Origin of the sequence: Streptomyces sp. NBC_00984 (genome assembly GCF_045162475.1) — a bacterium.
GTDB lineage: Bacteria > Actinomycetota > Actinomycetes > Streptomycetales > Streptomycetaceae > Streptomyces.
On sequence record NZ_CP108734.1, the window covers coordinates 6889358 to 6905764 of the forward strand.

A 16407-nucleotide genomic window follows, 5' to 3' on the forward strand; every position below is an offset into this window, starting at 1 on the left:
CGCAAGGCCGTTGTCAAGGTCTCCCGGGTGGACTGCTGTTGTCCGTTGCATGAACCGGGCGGCATGGGGCGAAATGCGTCTACGCTTGGGTCGCCCGACCCGTACGCCCAGTACGCCCGATCCGTACGCCCGGCACGCCCCGAGGAGAATCACCTGATGTCCGCAGAGCGCCCCACCCTGCCGCCCGTACGGCTGCACACCGAGGCCGAGCTGGCACGGGACGCGCTCGCCGCACCGCTGCTCGCCCGCGCCGTCCGGCTCGCCCGCTGGGCGGGCGACGGGACCCGGGTCGGCGCCGGCGGCGAGCTCGTCGACGCCCAACTGCCCGCGGCGGCCGAGCACCTCGGCCTGGCGGCCGACGAGGACGGTGCGGCGGAGGCGAGCGAGGCGTGGCGGCTCGCGGTCGACGCGGGGCTCATCGACGTCGAGGACCCCGACGAGGACGCCGGGCCGGACGCGGAGGGGACCGCGACCGCCGGTGAGAACCTGGCGCTCGTCACCGGAGGTTCGCCGAAGGACGTCCTGTCGATCTGGCTCGACGGCCTGGAGGCCGTCCACGCCGACGCCACCGCGCCCGTCTTCGACGACCTCGCCGAACTCGTCGGCGAGGACGGCTCGATCGACTTCGAGTCCCTGGACTGGGACCCGGAGGTCGAGGCGGAATTCCTCGACGGGGTCCTCGGCAATCTGTATCTGCTCACCGTCGGCGACGGCCACGGTGGCACGGACCCCGTTCCCGTGCCGCTGCCCGCTCTCGCCGCCTCGGTGATCGTGCCCGACGACATGGGCGAACCCACCGACGACGTCCTGGAGCTGGTGTCCGAGGCGATGATGCGCCTCGACGACCAGTTCCGGGTCCTCGAACCCATCGGGATCGTCGAATACCGCCCGGTGGACGAGGCGTTGCTGGTCGAGGAGGGCGAGGAGGCCACCCCGCCGGCCGACGACGAGGACGTCACCCGGTACGGGATGGTGAAGCTCACCCCCCTCGGTCTGTACGGCCTGCGGACCCGGATGCTGGAGGCCGGGGTGGACGCCCCGGCCATCGGCGACCTGGCGGACAAGGGCGCCGACGCACTGCTCGGTGGCATCGCGTACTACCCCGAGGCGGCGGCCGGCAGTGAGGTCGAGCTGTGGCTCGCCCGGCGCGGCGGTGCGGACGGTGCGGCGGCCGAACTCCTCTCGGCGGCACGCGGAACGGACCAGCAGGCACCCCTGCGCAGGCTGCACTGCCAGCAGGCGCTCGCCCTGGTCGGCGCGGAGGCGGAGCCCGCGGTGCGCGCGGTGCTGGAGGACCCCGAGCTGGGCGGCCTCGCCCGGGTCTGGCTCGCGGAGCTGGGCGCGGCCGGTGTACCCGCACCGCCGGAATCGATGATCTTCTGGCTCGCCATCGACACGATCGCGGCCCAGCTGGAGGCCGACGGCGATCTGGACGAACTCCAGGGCCTGGTCGAGGGCCTGGCGGGTCAGCACAGCGGCTTCTTCGACGAGGCCTGGCGGGTGGAGCACCCGGCGACCGCGGACGTCCTCGAAGCGATGGGCCGGCTGCACAGCGACAAGAAGAAGGCCAAGGAGGCCCGCAAGGCGGCGTTCAAGGCCCGGTCGCGCAAGGGGTCCTGACCTCCCGGCCAGGCATGACGCGGGCGGCGCGAACGGGTCGGTCGACGGCGAACGGCGACTTCAGGGCATTCATTCCGGCCAAGTGCACAGGAAGGATGCCCCTCGGCGTCGCCCGCAGTTCAACTGGTGTTGGCACGGGGGCGCGACTGTGGGCGCGCCAACAACCCGCCAGTCGCCCCAGGAGTACGTGATGTCTTTCACTCGCAGGGAATTCACCAGACAGTCCGCCCTCACCGGTGCCGGCATCGCGCTGACCGGTACCGTCGCGGCGCTGGCCACGGCCCCGGGCGCCCTGGCCGCCGGGGACCCGAAGCACGGTCACGGCCACGACGGCCACGACGGCCACGGGCACGACCACGGTCACGGGCACGGCCGCGAGCCCGGCTACGGGCCGCTGATCGCCGACCCCGAGGGCATACTCGCGCTCCCCGCCGGCTTCTCGTACAAGGTCATCACCCACAGCGGTGTCACCAAGCTGGAGTCCGGCGAGTACACCCCCTCCAACCACGACGGCACGGCCACCTTCGAGGGCCCGCGCGGCGTCACCCTGCTCGTCAACAACCACGAGCTCAGCGGCACCCGGGCCGGCTGGGAGCACCCGGTGCCGCTCGCCGAGGGCCTCGTCTACGACCCGGTCGCGGCCGGCGGCTGCACCGTCGTGGAGACCCGCCGCGACGGCCGCACCGCCGAGTGGGTCGGCATCGCCGGTACGTCCACCAACTGCGCCGGTGGCGCCTCCCCGTGGGGCACCTGGCTCACCTGCGAGGAGACCGAGGACAAGGCCGGCAAGAACGGCCTGCTCAAGGACCACGGCTATGTCTTCGAGGTCGACCCGTACGACCGGCACGCCAACCGCGACCCGCACCCGATCAAGGCGTTCGGCCGGTACGCCCACGAGGCCGTCGTCATCGACCCCAAGCGCGGCCACGCGTACCTGACCGAGGACGCCTCCGGTCCCAACGGACTGCTCTACCGCTGGGTCCCGCCGCACGGCTTCCGGCACGGCCGCGGCAAGCTGCGCACGCTCGCCGACGACGCCGGTGTCCTCCAGGCCACCAAGTGCTTCGACAGCAGCGGCAAGTTCGTCGACGACCTGTCCCGCGCCACGAAGATCGGCACGGTGTACGGCGTGGACTGGGTCGACGTGCCCGACCGTGACGCCAGGACCGTCTCGGTGCGCAAGCAGTTCACCGACGGCGAGGTCACCCGCGCCCGCAAGCTCGAAGGCATGTGGTGGGGCGACGGCGGCACCTACATCGTCTCCTCGTTCGCCCGTTCCGAGAGCCCCGTCCAGCACGACGGCCAGGTCTGGTTCTACGACCCGAAGCGCCGCACGCTGACGCTCAAGGTGCTCCTCGGCGTGAACGCCGACCCGTCGAAGGACGGCGCCTTCGACGGCCCGGACAACATCACCGTCTCGCCCTACGGCGGCCTGGTCATCGCCGAGGACGGCGACGGCATCCAGCACCTCTTCGGGGCGACCGGGAGCGGCCGGACCTACCCCATCGCGCGCAACGAGCTGAACATCGGCAGCGAGGCGGAGCCGGAGTACAGCGAGTTCACCGGTGTCACGTTCTCGCCCGACGGCCGGACGCTGTACGCCAACATCCAGACGCCGGGCATCATGCTCGCCATCACCGGCCCGTGGAAGCGCCAGCCGCAGAAGTAGCGGCAGCTCGTACGGGTGCCCCCGGCGCGGGAGCCCGCGCCGGGGGCCGGCGGCGGCGGCCGGACACGCCCCGGCGGGGGGCGGGATGCGCCACACCTTCGGGGGTCTTTCGGACGCGGCGTCGCGCTTGATGTCGCTGCCGGAGACGGGCCGGGGCGCGGAACCGCTCGCCTCCGGCGGGTCACGAATCCGGCATCAGTGCGCCCCCAGGGGCGAACGGGCATGGCGTCGGGCGTTCCCAGGGCGCATACTCAAGGTAATGAAACAGTCAGCCGGTTCCCGGCGCCACCTGCCGTCCAGTCCCTTCAACCGCCCGGCCCAGGCGGCCCCACCGGTCGAATTGTTCGATGTGGGCGACAGGGTGTCGCACGACCAGTTCGGTCTCGGCCGCGTCCTTGCCGTCGAAGGCGACAACGACGCGGTGCTCATCGACTTCTCGGGGCGACAGGGGAGGATCCTGAGCCCGTACTCCAAGCTGACCAAGCTCTGAGAGCCGACCAAGCTCTGAGAGCCGACCGGGCTCGGAGAGAGGCGGCGAGTACGCGCAGCGTCCGCGTCCCCGTCACGCTCTCCGGTTTCAGGGGCACCTGCACCCGCAGGTGCCCCTGAAGCCGTATCGGGAGGTCTACGCCCCGCTCACAGCGCCTGGGCGGCAGGCTTCACCATGCCGCGGACGGTGCGCGACTTCACGAAGTCGCCCATGGCCGTCATCTCCCACTCGCCGGAGAACTGCTTGATCAGCTTGGCCATCATCACGCCGGTCTGCGGCTCGGCGCCGGTCAGGTCGAAGCGGACCAGCTCCTCGCCGGTGGCCGCGTCGACCAGTCGGCAGTAGGCCTTGGCGACCTCGGTGAACTTCTGGCCGGTGAACGAGTTGACCGTGAAGACCAGGCCGGTCGCCTCCGCCGGGATCCGGCCCAGGTCCACGACGATCACCTCGTCGTCACCCGCGCCCTCGCCCGTGAGGTTGTCGCCGGAGTGCTTGATCGCGCCGTTCAGGATGGAGAGCTTGCCGAAGTAGCAGCTGTCCAGGTGGTTCCGGTTGGGGCCGTAGGCGATCACGGAGGCGTCGAGGTCGATGTCCTTGCCCCGGAACGCGGGCTCCCAGCCGAGGCCCATCTTGACCTGGGAGAGCAGCGGTCGGCCGCCCTTGACCAGGGAGACCGTCTGGTTCTTCTGGAGGCTGACCCGGCCCTTGTCGAGGTTGATCTTGCCGCCGGCGGGCGCGGGCGGGGCGGCGGGCGGAGCCGGCGGGGCGGCGGGGACCGGGGGCGCGGCGATCCGGGGGTCCACCGGGGCGGCGGCGGGCACCGGGGGCGCCACGGGCGCGGGGGCCGGCGCGGCGGCGGGCTCCTCCTCGACCGAGACGCCGAAGTCCGTGGCGATACCGGCCAGTCCGTTCGCATAGCCCTGGCCGACCGCGCGGGCCTTCCAGGCGCCGTTGCGGAGGTAGACCTCGATGACCACGAGCGCCGTCTCGGCACCCAGCCGGGGCGGGGTGAACGTGGCGAGCACGCTGCCGTCGTCGGCGTTGCGCACCGTCGCGGTGGGCTCGATGCCCTGGAAGGTCTGGCCCGCCGCGTCCGGGCTCGCCGTGACGACGATCTTCTCGATGCCGGGCGGGACCGCGGCGGTGTCCACCACGATCGCGTCCGGCGCGGTGCCGCCGCCGGAGCGGTAGGTCACGCCGGGGCCGTTGGGCTGGTTGTAGAAGATGAAGTCGTCGTCGGAGCGCACCTTGCCGTCGACGGTGAGCAGCAGGCCCGAAACGTCGAGCCGCACCGGTGCGGAGACGTCCACTGCCACGCGGGCCGCGGAGAGAGGGATGTTCGAGCCGGGGGTCATAGCGGTCATGCTCGGGGTAACGAACGACTTCGCTTTGCCGTTCCCTTACCTTCGCCGGCCTTCGCGTGCCTTCGCGTGCCTTCGCGTGCCTTCGCGGGCCTTGGCGGCTCTTCGGCCGACCTCCGTGGATCTTCGTGGATCCTCGGCCGTGCGAGGCGGCCCGCCCGTACGCCCTGGACGCGCGGATTTCCCCGGACCCGCGGATCTCCGCGGCCCCGGGCCGTCGTCAGCGCGGCCAGATCGGCGGGTTGGTGCAGAAGTGGCCGCCGAGGTGGGCGTGGTCGGGGTTGTCCGGGTCCAGTTCGCCCTGTTCGGCGATGAGCCGGGCCGCGTACGGCTCCGAGTCGTCCCGCGGCTCGTATCCCAGGGAGCGGGCCGTCGTCAGGTCCCACCACAGCCGGGTGTTGTCGGACGAGCCGTGGACGACGGTGTGTCGCACGTCCTCGGCGGTGAGGGCGGCGTGGAAGAGCCGGGCGCCGTCCGCGGGGCTCATCCAGACCGAGAGCATCCGTACCGATGTCGGCTCGGGGAAGCAGGAGCCGATGCGCACCGAGACGGTCTCCATGCCGTGCCGGTCCCAGTACAGCTGGGCGAGGTCCTCCCCGAACGACTTGGACAGGCCGTAGAAGGTGTCGGGGCGGCGCGGGGCGCCGATGGGGATCAGCGGGTCGCCGGGCAGCGGCCGGGGGGTGTAGCCGACGACATGGTTGGAGGAGGCGAACACGATGCGCCGCACGCCCTCGTCACGCGCTGCCTCGTAGAGGTTGTACGTGCCCTCGATGTTCGCCCGGAGAATCTTGTCGAAAGAGGCTTCCAGGGAGATGCCCGCGAGGTGGATGATCGCGTCGACACCCCGCACGGCCTCGCGCAGCGCCTCCCGGTCGCCGAGATCGGCGGTGATCGCGTCCGGCTCGCCCTCGACGGGGACGACGTCGAAGAGGCGGAGCGTGTAGCCGTACGCGGGCAGGAGCCCGCGCATCAGGGTGCCGAGGCCGCCGGCGGCGCCGGTGAGCAGGACGGTGCGGGGAGCGGGCATACGCGGATCTCCTCGGTACGTAGGTGCCCACGCGCGGCCTGGGCGCGCGGCACGGCCCCTGCGGTACCTGCGACACCTGCCCGCGGGACATCAAATCCATGGACGACATTCATATGCGTGGACAAGCTAAGAAGTCCTGGCGTACGGAGTCAAGTGGGCGGCCCAGGGGTGGGTGCCGCTCGCCCGGAGCCGGTGACTCCGCCTCAACTCCGCCTTCGGGGTCGGCTGTCTCGCGCGTTCCCCTCCTTGACCTGCGCCGGACGGCTGCCTTAGCGTGAAGGTGTTCATGAATATGGACACCGATCAGAATTGTGCACGCCTGAACCCGCTCAGGGAGCGCCAGTGACCTCAGCCCCTCTTGCCGCCCGACTCGGCCGTGTCGCCGGGCCGCTCTTCTTCCCCGTCACCGCGTACGGACCGGACGGCGCCGTCGACCTCGATGCCTTCCGCGCGCATGTGCGGGCCGGTGTCGACGCCGGCGCGGCGGCGGTCTTCGCCTGCTGCGGCACCGGTGAGTTCCACGCGCTCACGCCGGAGGAGTTCCGCCGTGTCGTCGCCGCGGCCGTCGAGGAGACCGCCGGAGAGGTGCCCGTCGTCGCGGGGGCCGGATACGGCACGGCGCTCGCGATCCAGTACGCGAAGCTCGCCGAGGAAGCGGGCGCGGACGGGCTCCTCGCCATGCCCCCGTATCTCGTCGTCGCCGACCAGGAAGGGCTGCTGGGCCACTACGCCGCGCTCGCCGCGGCCACCTCCCTGGAGACGATCGTCTACCAGCGCGACAACGCCGTCTTCACCCCCGAGACCGTCGTCGCACTGGCCGGGACGCCCGGCGTCATCGGTCTCAAGGACGGCTACGGCGACCTCGACCTGATGCAGCGCATCGTCAGTGCCGTCCGCACCGAACTGCCGGGCCGGGACTTCCTGTACTTCAACGGGCTGCCCACTGCCGAACTCACCGGCCCGGCCTACCGCGGCATCGGCGTCACGCTCTACTCCTCCGCCGTCTTCGCCTTCGCGCCCGACATCGCGCTCGCCTTCTACCGGGCGATGGACTCCGGCGACGACGAACTGACGGGCGCCCTGCTCGACCACTTCTACCGCCCGCTCGTCGAACTGCGCGCCAAGGGCCGCGGCTACGCCGTCTCGCTCGTCAAGGCGGGAGTCCGGCTGGGCGGCCTGGACGTCGGCGAGGTCCGCACCCCGCTCACCGAGCCGCCCGCCGTCCACGTCGAGGAGCTCGCCGCGATCATCGCGCGCGGCCGGGCCCTGCTGGAGAAGTACGGGCAGGAGCGGCGCGGGTGAAGACCTCGGCCTTCCTCTACCCCTGGGACGTCATCGGCGACCCGGACGCGGCCGCCCGCGTCGCGGACCTGGGTGTCCAGCAGGTGACGCTCGCCGCCGCCTACCACTCCACCCGGGCGCTGACCCCGCGTCACCCCGCCCGCCGCATCGTCACCGCCGAGCACGCCGCGGTGCTCTACCCGCCGGACCCCGCCCGGTGGGCGGGGCGCGAACTGCGTCCCCACGCGCAGTCCTGGGTGGCCTCGGACGATCCGTTCGCCGAGGCCGCCGAGGCGCTCACCGGCGCCGGTCTGGAGATCCACACCTGGGTGGTCCTGGCCCACAACTCCCGGCTGGGCGCCGAACATCCGGACACCTCCGTGGTCAACGCCTACGGCGACCGGTACCCCTGGGCCCCGTGCATCGCCCGGCCCGCGGTCCGCGAGTACCTGGTCGCACTGGCGGCGGAGGCGGCGGTGCGCGCCGGTGCGCGCGGCACCGAACTGGAGTCCTGCGGCTGGTACGGCTTCGCGCATCTGCACGCCCACGACAAGATCGCGGGTGTCGGGCTCGGGGACGCGGCGCAGTACCTGATGTCGCTCTGCTTCTGCTCCGACTGCCGGACCGGCTATGCCGAACACGGCCTGGACGCCGACGGGCTGGCCGCGGCCGTACGCGCGGCGCTGGAACCTGTCTGGGCCGGCTCCGGCTCCCCGGAGGCCGGCCGGGCGGGCATCGGGAAGCTCCTCGGCGCCGACCTCGCCGCCGCCACCCTCCAGTGGCGCGGCAGGGCCGCCCGTACGCTCCAGGAGTCCGCGGTCGCCGCCGTGCGGGCGGCGGCGGAGCCGGGGTTCCAGGTGCTGCTGCACGCCGACCCCGCACCCCATCGCACCGGTGCGAACGTCGGTGTCGACCCGGAGCACATCCTGTCCGTGGCGGACGGCGTGGTGCTGCCCTGCACCGGCGGCGACGTGGCGCGCGAGGCCGTACTCGGCCCGTTCGCCGGGCGCGACGGGGTGCTCGCGGCCAACTTCTCCGTGGTCACGGGGATGGGCGGCAGCCCCGCCACGCTGGAGCGGGACGCCGCGCACGCCGCGTCGCTCGGCGCGGACCAACTGCGGCTGTACCACGCCGGGCTGGCATCCGACCCCGACCTCCGGGCCGTCGCCGGAGCGCTTTCACGCCTCCGCCGATGAAGGAGGCGGGCCGGTGGGGGCGTCCGTCAGCCTCCCCCGCCGGCCCGTCACCAGCAGGGTCGCGGTCAGCAGTCCCGCCGCGCCGGCCAGCGGCAGCAGCACCCGGATGTCCACCAGCGCGATCAGGCCCGCGCCGAGTGCCAGTGCCACCGCGTTCGGCACCATCATCATCGTGTTGGCGGTCGCGGCGGTGCGGCCCAGCACGGCCTCCGGGGTCTCCCGCTGCACCGCCGTCATCGCGGCGATCAGCACACACGGCAGCCCGGCCCCGACGGCCGCGCTCGCCACCAGCGCCACCGCGTCGTACGGCAGTGCCCGCACCCCCACCGCCACCGCGAACAGCGCGATCCCGGCCGCCGTGAACACCCGCTCCGGAAGCCGCCGCAGCAGTGGACCGGCCAGCAGCCCGACCACGACGGACCCGGCGCCCTGCACCGCGTACAGCACACCCGCGTACGTGGGGGAGTGGCCCAGAACGGTGTCGATGACGGCGTAGACCGCGGCCCCGTTGAGCCCCGCGCACAGCATCGTCACCGAGCCCGCCAGCACGAGCGGCCGCAGCACCGGCGAACCCCACACCTGCCGTATGCCCGCGGTGAGTTCGCCCCGCCGGCCGGCCGGCGCGGCCTCGGCGGGCTCCCGGGCCGGCAGCAGCATGCAGACCCCGGCCGCCAGCGCGAACGACGCCGCGTCCAGCAGCGCCACGGCCCCGCCCCCGAACCGCGCGTACAGCCCGGCACCGGCCAGCGGCGCCAGCAGCTTCATGCCCTCGCTCGCCATCATCCGCAGCCCGTTGAAATCACCCAGCAGCCGGGTGTCGACGGCCCCGGCGATCAGCGCCGACTCGGCCGCGCCCATCAGGACGAAACTCGCGCCGTACAGGACGAGCACGACGAAGAGGATCCAGATCCGGCCCGCCGAATCGACCGTCGTCAGCGAGGTGAGCAGCCCCGCCATGACGAGATTCGACCCGACGAGGAGCGGCTTCGCCGGGATCCGGTCGGCGATCGTCCCGAGCGCCGGCCCGACCAGCACCGGCAGCCACATGGCGAACACGGCGAGCGCCGCCAGACTGTCCGACCCGGTGAGGGACTTGACCCAGACCCCGGCCGCGAGCCACATCGCGGAGGTCCCGAAACCCGAGACGACCACCACCACCAGAAACAGTCCGGCCGTACGGTCGCGCAGCACCCGCGCCGTCGCCGACCCCGTCACCGTACCCACCGCACCCTCCCGACCAGCGCCTTCGTCATGGGTCCAGGCTGCTGACCGAGGTGCCCCGGCGGCATCGGGAGGATGCCCTATTCCGCACCCGGCGCGAGGAGTCGGCCCCGCGCGGGGGGTAGGGCACATGCCGGACGTCCGTGAACAGGTCCGGCGCGGGTGCGGGCCCGGGGCCACGCGCCCGCGCCGGATCCGGCGTACGGCTCCCGCCGCCCTCTCAGTCCGCCAGTGCCGCCTTCATCATCTTCTGGGCGATCGGCGCCGCCAGACCGTTGCCGCTGACCTCCGAGCGCGCCGCGCCCGAGTCCTCGACGACCACGGCGACCGCGACCTCCTTGCCACTGGACGCGTCCTTCGCGTACGAGGTGAACCAGGCGTACGGGGTCTTGCTGTTGCCCACGCCGTTCTGCGCGGTGCCCGTCTTCCCACCCACCTCGGCCCCGGCGATCCGGGCGTTGGTGCCGGTGCCCTGTTCGACGACGGTCACCATGGCGCTGCGCAGCTGCTCGGCGGTGGACTGCGAGACCACCCGCTCGGTGTCGCCGTCCGCGAATTCCTGAAGCGTGCCGCCCTTGGAGTCGGTCACCGCGGACACCATGTGCGGCGCGGCCAGTTCGCCGCCGTTGGCGAGGGCCGCCGAGACCATGGCCATCTGCAACGGCGTCGCGGTGACCTCGAACTGGCCGATGCCCGTGAGCGCCGTCTGCGGCCTGTCCATGCCGGACGGGTAGACGCTCGTGGACGCCCGTACCGGCACATCGAGCTTGTCGGTGTTGAAGCCGAATTTCTCCGCCATCGCCCTGACCTTGTCCTGGCCGAGGTCGACGGCGGCCTTCGCGAAGACGTTGTTGCAGGAGTACTGGAGCGCGGTGCGCAGCGTGGCGTTCTCGCAGGGCGCCGACGCGCTCTCGTTCCGCAGGACGGTGCTGGTGCCGGGCAGCGTGTACGGATTGGGGCTGTCCGTGCGCTCGTCGACCGAGCCGTACAGCCCGTCCTCCAGTGCCGCGGCCGCCACCACCAGCTTGAACGTGGAGCCGGGCGCCAGCGGCTGCCGCAGCGCGCGGTTGACCATCGGCTTGTCCTCGTCGTCGAGCAGCTTCTGCCAGGCCTCGCCGTCCATCGTCCCGCTGATCGCCGACGGGTCGTACGAGGGGGTCGAGACCATGCCCAGGATCCGGCCGGTCTTCGGGTCGATCGCGACCGCCGCCCCCTTGTCGTCGCCGAGCGCCTCGTACGCGGCCTTCTGCACGTCCGGGTCGATCGTCGTCAGGACGTTGCCCGGGGCCGCCTGCTTGCGCGTCAACGCGTCCATCGGGTTCTTCAGCCGGTCGTCGGTGCCGTCCAGTACATGGCTGTAGATCCCTTCGAGCTGCGTGGCGCCGTATGCCTGCGAGCTGTAGCCGGTGACGGCCGAGTAGAGCTCCCCCTGGGTGTATGTGCGCTTGTACGCGAGGTCGCTGCCCACCGTCCCCTTCGATCCGGTGACCGGGTTTCCGGCCACGATGATGTCGCCGAGCGGCTGCGCGTACTGCGCGATGATGTTCCGCCGGTTGTGGTCGTCGTCTGCGAGCGCCTGTGCCTGGTACGCCTGCACCCAGGTCGCCCGCCCCAGCAGGGCGAGGACCAGCAGCAGGCAGAAGACCGAAACGTGCCTGATCGTTCTGTTCATCCCGCCCGAGGGACGAGCGGGGCGCCGCGCACCGTTCCCGAATGCGGCGATTCTCACCGGTTTCTCATGGCGGGCCGGGTCGCCCGGGGGCGATGAAACCCCACTCGTACGCCGCTGTCACCGCCTGGGTGCGATCCCGCGCACCGGCCTTCGCGAGCACCGCCGCCACATGCGTCTTCGCCGTTGCGGGCCCCACGGAGAGCCGCCCGGCGATCTCCGCGTCGGTCAGCCCCGCCGCCCTCAGCCGCAGCACCTCCGCCTCCCGGTAGGTGAGCCGGGACGCCCACCGCGGCGGGTCGGGCGCCCGTTTCCGGTACTCGGCCAGGTGGTGACGACGACGATCCTCGGGGGCGCGTCGAGCGTGCCGGGGATCTGCTCGGTGGCCCGGATGCCGTCGGTCTCCGGCATCCGTACGTCCATCAGCACCACGTCGGGGCGCAGTTCCCGCACCACGGACCGCCGTCCGGTCATCCCGGCAGCGTGAACAGCAGCTCGTCGGTCTCCTCGCCGCGGGCGTGCGCGTACCCGTGGTCCTTGCCGGTGACGGCGAATCCGCACTTCTCCAGCACCCGGCGCGAGCCGGTGTTGTCGGCCGCGGCCCGTGCGTGCAGCGGGCGTTCCGGTACGGCGTCGAGCAGCGCCGACAGTGCGGCCGTGGCGAGCCCGCGGCCCCACTGCGCCCGGTCGATCCAGTAGGTGACCTGGCGGTCGCCCGGGGGCCCGTACACCCCGGCGTTGCCGACCACCGCGCCGTCCGCGACCACCGTGCGCATCACCACGGAGCCGTCGGCCAGGATGCGCCGCCAGTGGGCGTCGAAGGCCGGCCGGTCGGTGGGGTCCTCGCTGGTGAAGGCGGCCGTCCTGACCGACTCCGGGTCGGACATGAACGCGAAGAACAGCGGCAGATCGCTGTCGTGCACCTTGCGCAGGGCGATCCGCACGGTCAGAGCCTCCGGGTGGCGAGCGTCATCCGGTCCCGGGCGTCGAACAGCGCGTCCTTCACCATCTGTTCGTGCGCGGGCGTGAGCCGGGCGACCGGCACCGAGCAGCTGATGGCGTCGCGGGCGGGGGTGCGGTACGGGACGGCGACGCCGAAGCAGCGCAGTCCGAGGGTGTTCTCCTCGCGGTCCACCGCGTACCCCTGTTCGCGGATGAGGTGCAGCTCCTCGATGAGCTTCTCGCGGTCGGTGATGGTGTGCTCGGTCAGCGCGGGCAGCGTCTCGGGGAGCAGCTTGCGGACCTGCTCGTCGCTGTGGGTGGCCAGCAGCGCCTTGCCGAGCGAGGTGGAGTGGGCGGGCAGCCGGCGGCCGACGCGGGTGAAGGGGCGCAGATAGTGCTGGGACTGGCGGGTGGCGAGGTACACCACGTTCGTCCCGTCGAGACGTGCCAGGTGGATGGTCTCCGTGGTGTCGTCGGAGAGCCGGTCCAGGGTCGGCCGGGCCGCCGCGACGACCTCGTCGCCGTCGATGTACGAGGTGCCGACGAGCAGGGCCCGTACGCCGATCCCGTACCGCGTGCCCGTCGCGTCGGTCTCCACCCAGCCCAGCTCCACCAGCGTGCGCAGCAGCATGTAGAGACTGGACTTGGGATAGCCGACGGCCTCCTGCACCGCGGCGAGCGAGTGCATGCCGGGCCGCCCCGCGAAGTATTCGAGCAGCTCCACCGTCCGTACGGCGGACTTGACCTGTGCCCCACCGGATTCGGCAACCGACATCGCCCTACGCCCCTTCCAGCCCACTTGCGAAACCCTGAGACTTCTTGAACCGGCGACTTCTTGCCAACACGGAACGCCCGGAAATAGAGTCGCTTCATATTCACGATCAGGAACAATGTTCAGAATACCGAACAACTTCTGATGTGTGGCAGTGAGCGGAAGGAATCACGGTGGCAGCAGCACCAGTCTGGAGCGTCGACCCCCGCACCGGGAACCCGCGTGAGCAGGTTGCGGTGGAGGCTACAGCGGAGGAGGTCGACCGTGCGGTCCGGGCCGCACACGCGGTACGTGAATCGCTCGCCGACCGCACCGTGCGCGCCGCCTTCCTGCGCACCGCGGCCGATCTGCTCGCCGAGGCCGGGGAGCACGTCATCGAGGCCGCCGACGCGGAGACCGCGCTCGGACCGGCCCGGCTGACCGGTGAACTCGCGCGCACCGCCGCCCAGTTGCGGGCCTTCGCGGAGGTCGTCGACGAAGGTGCCTTCCTCGACATCCACATCGACCACGCGGACGCCACCCGGACCCCGCCCTGGCCCGACCTGCGCCGCTACAAGGTCCCGCTCGGTGTCGTCGCCGTCTACGCGGCCAGCAACTTCCCGCTCGCCTTCTCCGTCCCCGGCGGCGACACCGCGAGCGCGCTGGCGGCCGGCTGCCCCGTCGTCGTCAAGGCGCACCCCGACCACCCCGCCACCTCCGAACTGTGCGCCTCCCTGCTGCGCAGGGCGGCGGCGAAGGCCGGCCTTCCCGAGGACGTGCTGACCCTGGTCCACGGCTTCGACGCGGGCATCGAGCTGATCCGGCACCCGCTCGTCGCCGCCGCCGGGTTCACCGGCTCGGTCCGGGGCGGACGCGCCCTGTTCGACGCCGCGGCGGCCCGCCCCCGCCCCATCCCCTTCCACGGCGAACTGGGCTCCCTCAACCCCGTCGTCGTCACCGGGGCCGCCGCCGCCGAGCGGGCCGAGGAGATCGGCGCCGGGCTCGCGGGCTCGATGACCATGGGCGCGGGCCAGTTCTGCACCAAGCCCGGCTTCGTCCTGGCCCCGGCGGGCGAGACGGGCGACCGGCTGCTGAAGTCCCTCACCGACGCGGTCAGCGACACCGAGGCGGCGGTCCTGCTCGACCACCGGATGCGCGACGCCTTCGTCGCGGGCGTACGGACCCGGGCCGAACTCCCCGGCGTGGATGCCCCGGTCACCCCCGGCGCGGGCGGCGACCACACCGTCTCGGCCGGCTTCCTCACCGTACCGGCGCAGCTCCTCGCCACCGAGGGCCCGCACGACGAACTCCTGGAGGAGTGCTTCGGCCCCGTCACCGTCGTCGCCCGCTACACGTCCCACGACGAGATCATCGCCGTGCTCTCCCGCCTCCCCGGCAACCTCACCGCCACCCTCCAGACCGCCACGGACGGTGCCGACACCGACGCCCCCGGACTCCTCGCGGCCCTCACCCCGCTGGCCGGCCGGGTCCTCGTCAACGGCTGGCCGACCGGCGTCGCCGTCGCCCCCGCCCAGCACCACGGCGGCCCCTACCCGGCCGCCACCTCCACCTCCACCTCGGTCGGCGCCACCGCGATCGAACGCTGGCTGCGCCCGGTCACCTACCAGACGACCCCCGAGGCCCTGCTCCCGCCGGAGCTCCGCGAGGACAACCCCCTCGACCTTCCCCGCCGGGTGGACGGCCGACGCGCATGACCCCGCGACTTCCCGAACTCCCCTTCGAGCTCAGCCCGTTCGGCCCCGGCGGCAACTGGACGTACGAGAACGGCACCCTGACCGGCCGCGCCGGCGCCCACCAGGACCGCTTCGTACCGCCGGGCGGCGAAGCCCTCGACTCCGCGAGCGACGCACCCCGCCTGCTCGGCCCCGCGCCCCGGGGCGACTTCCAGCTGCTCGCCCGGGTGAAGGTCGGCTTCGCGGCGGCCTTCGACGCCGGGGTGCTCTACCTGCACGTCGGGGAACGGGAGTGGGCCAAGATCTGCCTGGAGCTCTCCCCGGACCGCCCCACCGTCTGCACGGTCGTCACCCGCGGCCACTCCGACGACGTCAACTCCTTCGTCGTGGACGGCGACAGCTGCTGGCTGCGCCTCAGCCGCACGGGCAACGCGTTCGCCTTCCACGCCTCCGCCGACGGCGAGAAATGGACCTTCGTCCGCGTCTTCGCCCTCGGCACCCCGGAGCGCGTCGCCGAGGCGTCGATCGGCTTCCTGGTCCAGTCGCCGACGGGCGAGGGCTGCGAGGCATCCTTCGACCGGATCGCGTTCCGCGCGACGGGGTTGGCGGATCTGCGGGACGGGAGCTGATGACCGCCCGGAGCGGGGAGACCTTCGGGACCGGCCGCGCGGTGTCCGACATCGAGGCGCTGCTCGCCGGTCCCGTACCCGCCACGGGCCCGACGGCCGACGAGGGGGAGCCGGACACCGGGGAGTGGACCGCGACCGCCGGCGAGGGCTTCCGGATCGTGCCGCTCTGGGAGAGCGGAGACCTCGTGGGTGTGTACGAACGCGAGTGGGAGGAGGCCGAGGAGGCCGCAGCGGGTCATCTCGCCGAGCTCGTGGGCGAGCTGGACCGCCGGTGGGGCGCGCACCGTGACGTGGGCATGCGGGTGCCGATCTTTCGTGACCTCGCGGGTGAGCCCCTGCCGCCGCTGTACCGGGCGCTGTGCGACACGGACTGTCTCGGGGATCTGAGGGTGTGGGGGCCGGTGGACGGCCGGTGGGCCGCGGTCTCCCTCAACCAGTGCGACGGCGACGCGCCGATGATCCTGGTTGCCGTGGTCGCCGACCGGCCGATCGTCGAGCTCGACGACGGGGAATAGTGACGACGGGGAATGCGGAGCCAGAGGTTCCGGCGAGACTCCGACCAGAGACTACGCCGGGCCAGCAGGAAGCCCCGCCCATGACCGGCAGGGAGAGTCACAGGCGGGGCGGTCGACACGCTGAGCTGCGCCGCCCGCCGCCGCTCAACGGGCCGGAATCTGTCCGGCACGGGTCACGCGGGCATGGTCTACGTACTCGCGCCGGAAGAGCGTGTGATCCGGGTTCAGGCCCGTGTGCCGCAGCGCCCACTTCTGCGCATCGTTGGGATTTCCTTGAGGGCTGGAGGACTCACCACAGCCGAGCGTCGTGCAGAAGAGCTCCGCTGAGGCACCGCCTTC

14 protein-coding genes and 1 pseudogene are annotated in these 16407 nt (G+C 72.4%); 8 read left to right on the forward strand and 7 right to left on the reverse strand.

Translation table 11 applies throughout. The features are described 5' to 3' along the window. Window positions 1-156 precede the first annotated feature (156 nt). The 3 genes from OG520_RS30800 to OG520_RS30810 all read left to right on the forward strand — a co-directional run bounded on the left by OG520_RS30800 (window position 157) and on the right by OG520_RS30810 (window position 3779). The gene (locus OG520_RS30800) at window positions 157-1620 is read left to right on the forward strand and encodes a hypothetical protein (RefSeq protein WP_406015323.1); all 1464 of its coding nucleotides are present in this window, start codon (window positions 157-159) and stop codon (window positions 1618-1620) included. A 190-nt stretch (window positions 1621-1810) separates the two neighbouring features. Then, window positions 1811-3289, forward strand: a complete 1479-nt coding sequence (locus tag OG520_RS30805; protein ID WP_406015324.1) for an alkaline phosphatase PhoX — start codon at window positions 1811-1813, stop codon at window positions 3287-3289. Between the two features lie 259 nt (window positions 3290-3548). Continuing rightward, window positions 3549-3779, forward strand: a complete 231-nt coding sequence (locus OG520_RS30810; RefSeq protein WP_037711258.1) for a hypothetical protein — start codon at window positions 3549-3551, stop codon at window positions 3777-3779. Between the two features lie 146 nt (window positions 3780-3925). Here OG520_RS30810 and OG520_RS30815 read toward each other — a convergent pair whose 3' ends face one another. After that, complete coding sequence (locus OG520_RS30815) at window positions 3926-5143, reverse strand: TerD family protein (protein WP_266421008.1); 1218 nt, start codon at window positions 5141-5143, stop codon at window positions 3926-3928. Window positions 5144-5360: 217 nt separating this feature from the next. After that, window positions 5361-6170: an NAD-dependent epimerase/dehydratase family protein gene (locus tag OG520_RS30820; RefSeq protein WP_406015325.1), complete on the reverse strand. Its 810-nt coding sequence runs from the start codon at window positions 6168-6170 to the stop codon at window positions 5361-5363. 342 nt (window positions 6171-6512) lie between these two features. Here OG520_RS30820 and OG520_RS30825 point away from each other — a divergent pair, with 342 nt between their 5' ends. Next, window positions 6513-7472 (forward strand): 5-dehydro-4-deoxyglucarate dehydratase, encoded by a 960-nt coding sequence (locus tag OG520_RS30825; protein WP_399325591.1) that lies wholly within the window; start codon window positions 6513-6515, stop codon window positions 7470-7472. Beyond that, complete coding sequence (locus tag OG520_RS30830; RefSeq protein WP_406015326.1) at window positions 7469-8647, forward strand: hypothetical protein; 1179 nt, start codon at window positions 7469-7471, stop codon at window positions 8645-8647. Before OG520_RS30825 ends, OG520_RS30830 begins: the two co-directional genes overlap by 4 nt. Here OG520_RS30830 and OG520_RS30835 read toward each other — a convergent pair. The 5 genes and pseudogenes from OG520_RS30835 to OG520_RS30855 all read right to left on the reverse strand — a co-directional run bounded on the left by OG520_RS30835 (window position 8630) and on the right by OG520_RS30855 (window position 13254). After that, window positions 8630-9862: an MFS transporter gene (locus OG520_RS30835; protein ID WP_406016607.1), complete on the reverse strand. Its 1233-nt coding sequence runs from the start codon at window positions 9860-9862 to the stop codon at window positions 8630-8632. The genes OG520_RS30830 and OG520_RS30835 overlap by 18 nt on opposite strands. Before the next feature lie 226 nt (window positions 9863-10088). Further along, complete coding sequence (locus OG520_RS30840) at window positions 10089-11540, reverse strand: peptidoglycan D,D-transpeptidase FtsI family protein (RefSeq protein WP_406015327.1); 1452 nt, start codon at window positions 11538-11540, stop codon at window positions 10089-10091. Window positions 11541-11604: 64 nt separating this feature from the next. After that, window positions 11605-11996, reverse strand: a pseudogene (locus OG520_RS30845) (response regulator transcription factor); the annotation flags it as partial. An 11-nt stretch (window positions 11997-12007) separates the two neighbouring features. Beyond that, window positions 12008-12481 carry a GNAT family N-acetyltransferase gene (locus OG520_RS30850; protein ID WP_399325585.1) on the reverse strand — a complete coding sequence of 158 codons (474 nt, stop codon included), beginning with the start codon at window positions 12479-12481 and terminating at the stop codon, window positions 12008-12010. 2 nt (window positions 12482-12483) lie between these two features. Further along, window positions 12484-13254: an IclR family transcriptional regulator gene (locus OG520_RS30855; protein WP_399325584.1), complete on the reverse strand. Its 771-nt coding sequence runs from the start codon at window positions 13252-13254 to the stop codon at window positions 12484-12486. A gap of 170 nt (window positions 13255-13424) precedes the next feature. Here OG520_RS30855 and OG520_RS30860 point away from each other — a divergent pair, with 170 nt between their 5' ends. From OG520_RS30860 to OG520_RS30870, 3 genes are read left to right on the forward strand one after another with little or no spacing between them, the layout of a single operon-like run. Next, complete coding sequence (locus tag OG520_RS30860; protein WP_406015328.1) at window positions 13425-14945, forward strand: aldehyde dehydrogenase (NADP(+)); 1521 nt, start codon at window positions 13425-13427, stop codon at window positions 14943-14945. Further along, complete coding sequence (locus tag OG520_RS30865; RefSeq protein WP_406015329.1) at window positions 14942-15553, forward strand: DUF1349 domain-containing protein; 612 nt, start codon at window positions 14942-14944, stop codon at window positions 15551-15553. The genes OG520_RS30860 and OG520_RS30865 overlap by 4 nt, the downstream gene beginning before the upstream one ends. Further along, a complete protein-coding gene (locus OG520_RS30870; protein ID WP_406015330.1) occupies window positions 15553-16068 on the forward strand; it encodes a hypothetical protein in 516 nt (171 codons plus the stop codon). The genes OG520_RS30865 and OG520_RS30870 overlap by 1 nt, the downstream gene beginning before the upstream one ends. The last annotated feature ends 339 nt before the right edge of the window (window positions 16069-16407 follow it).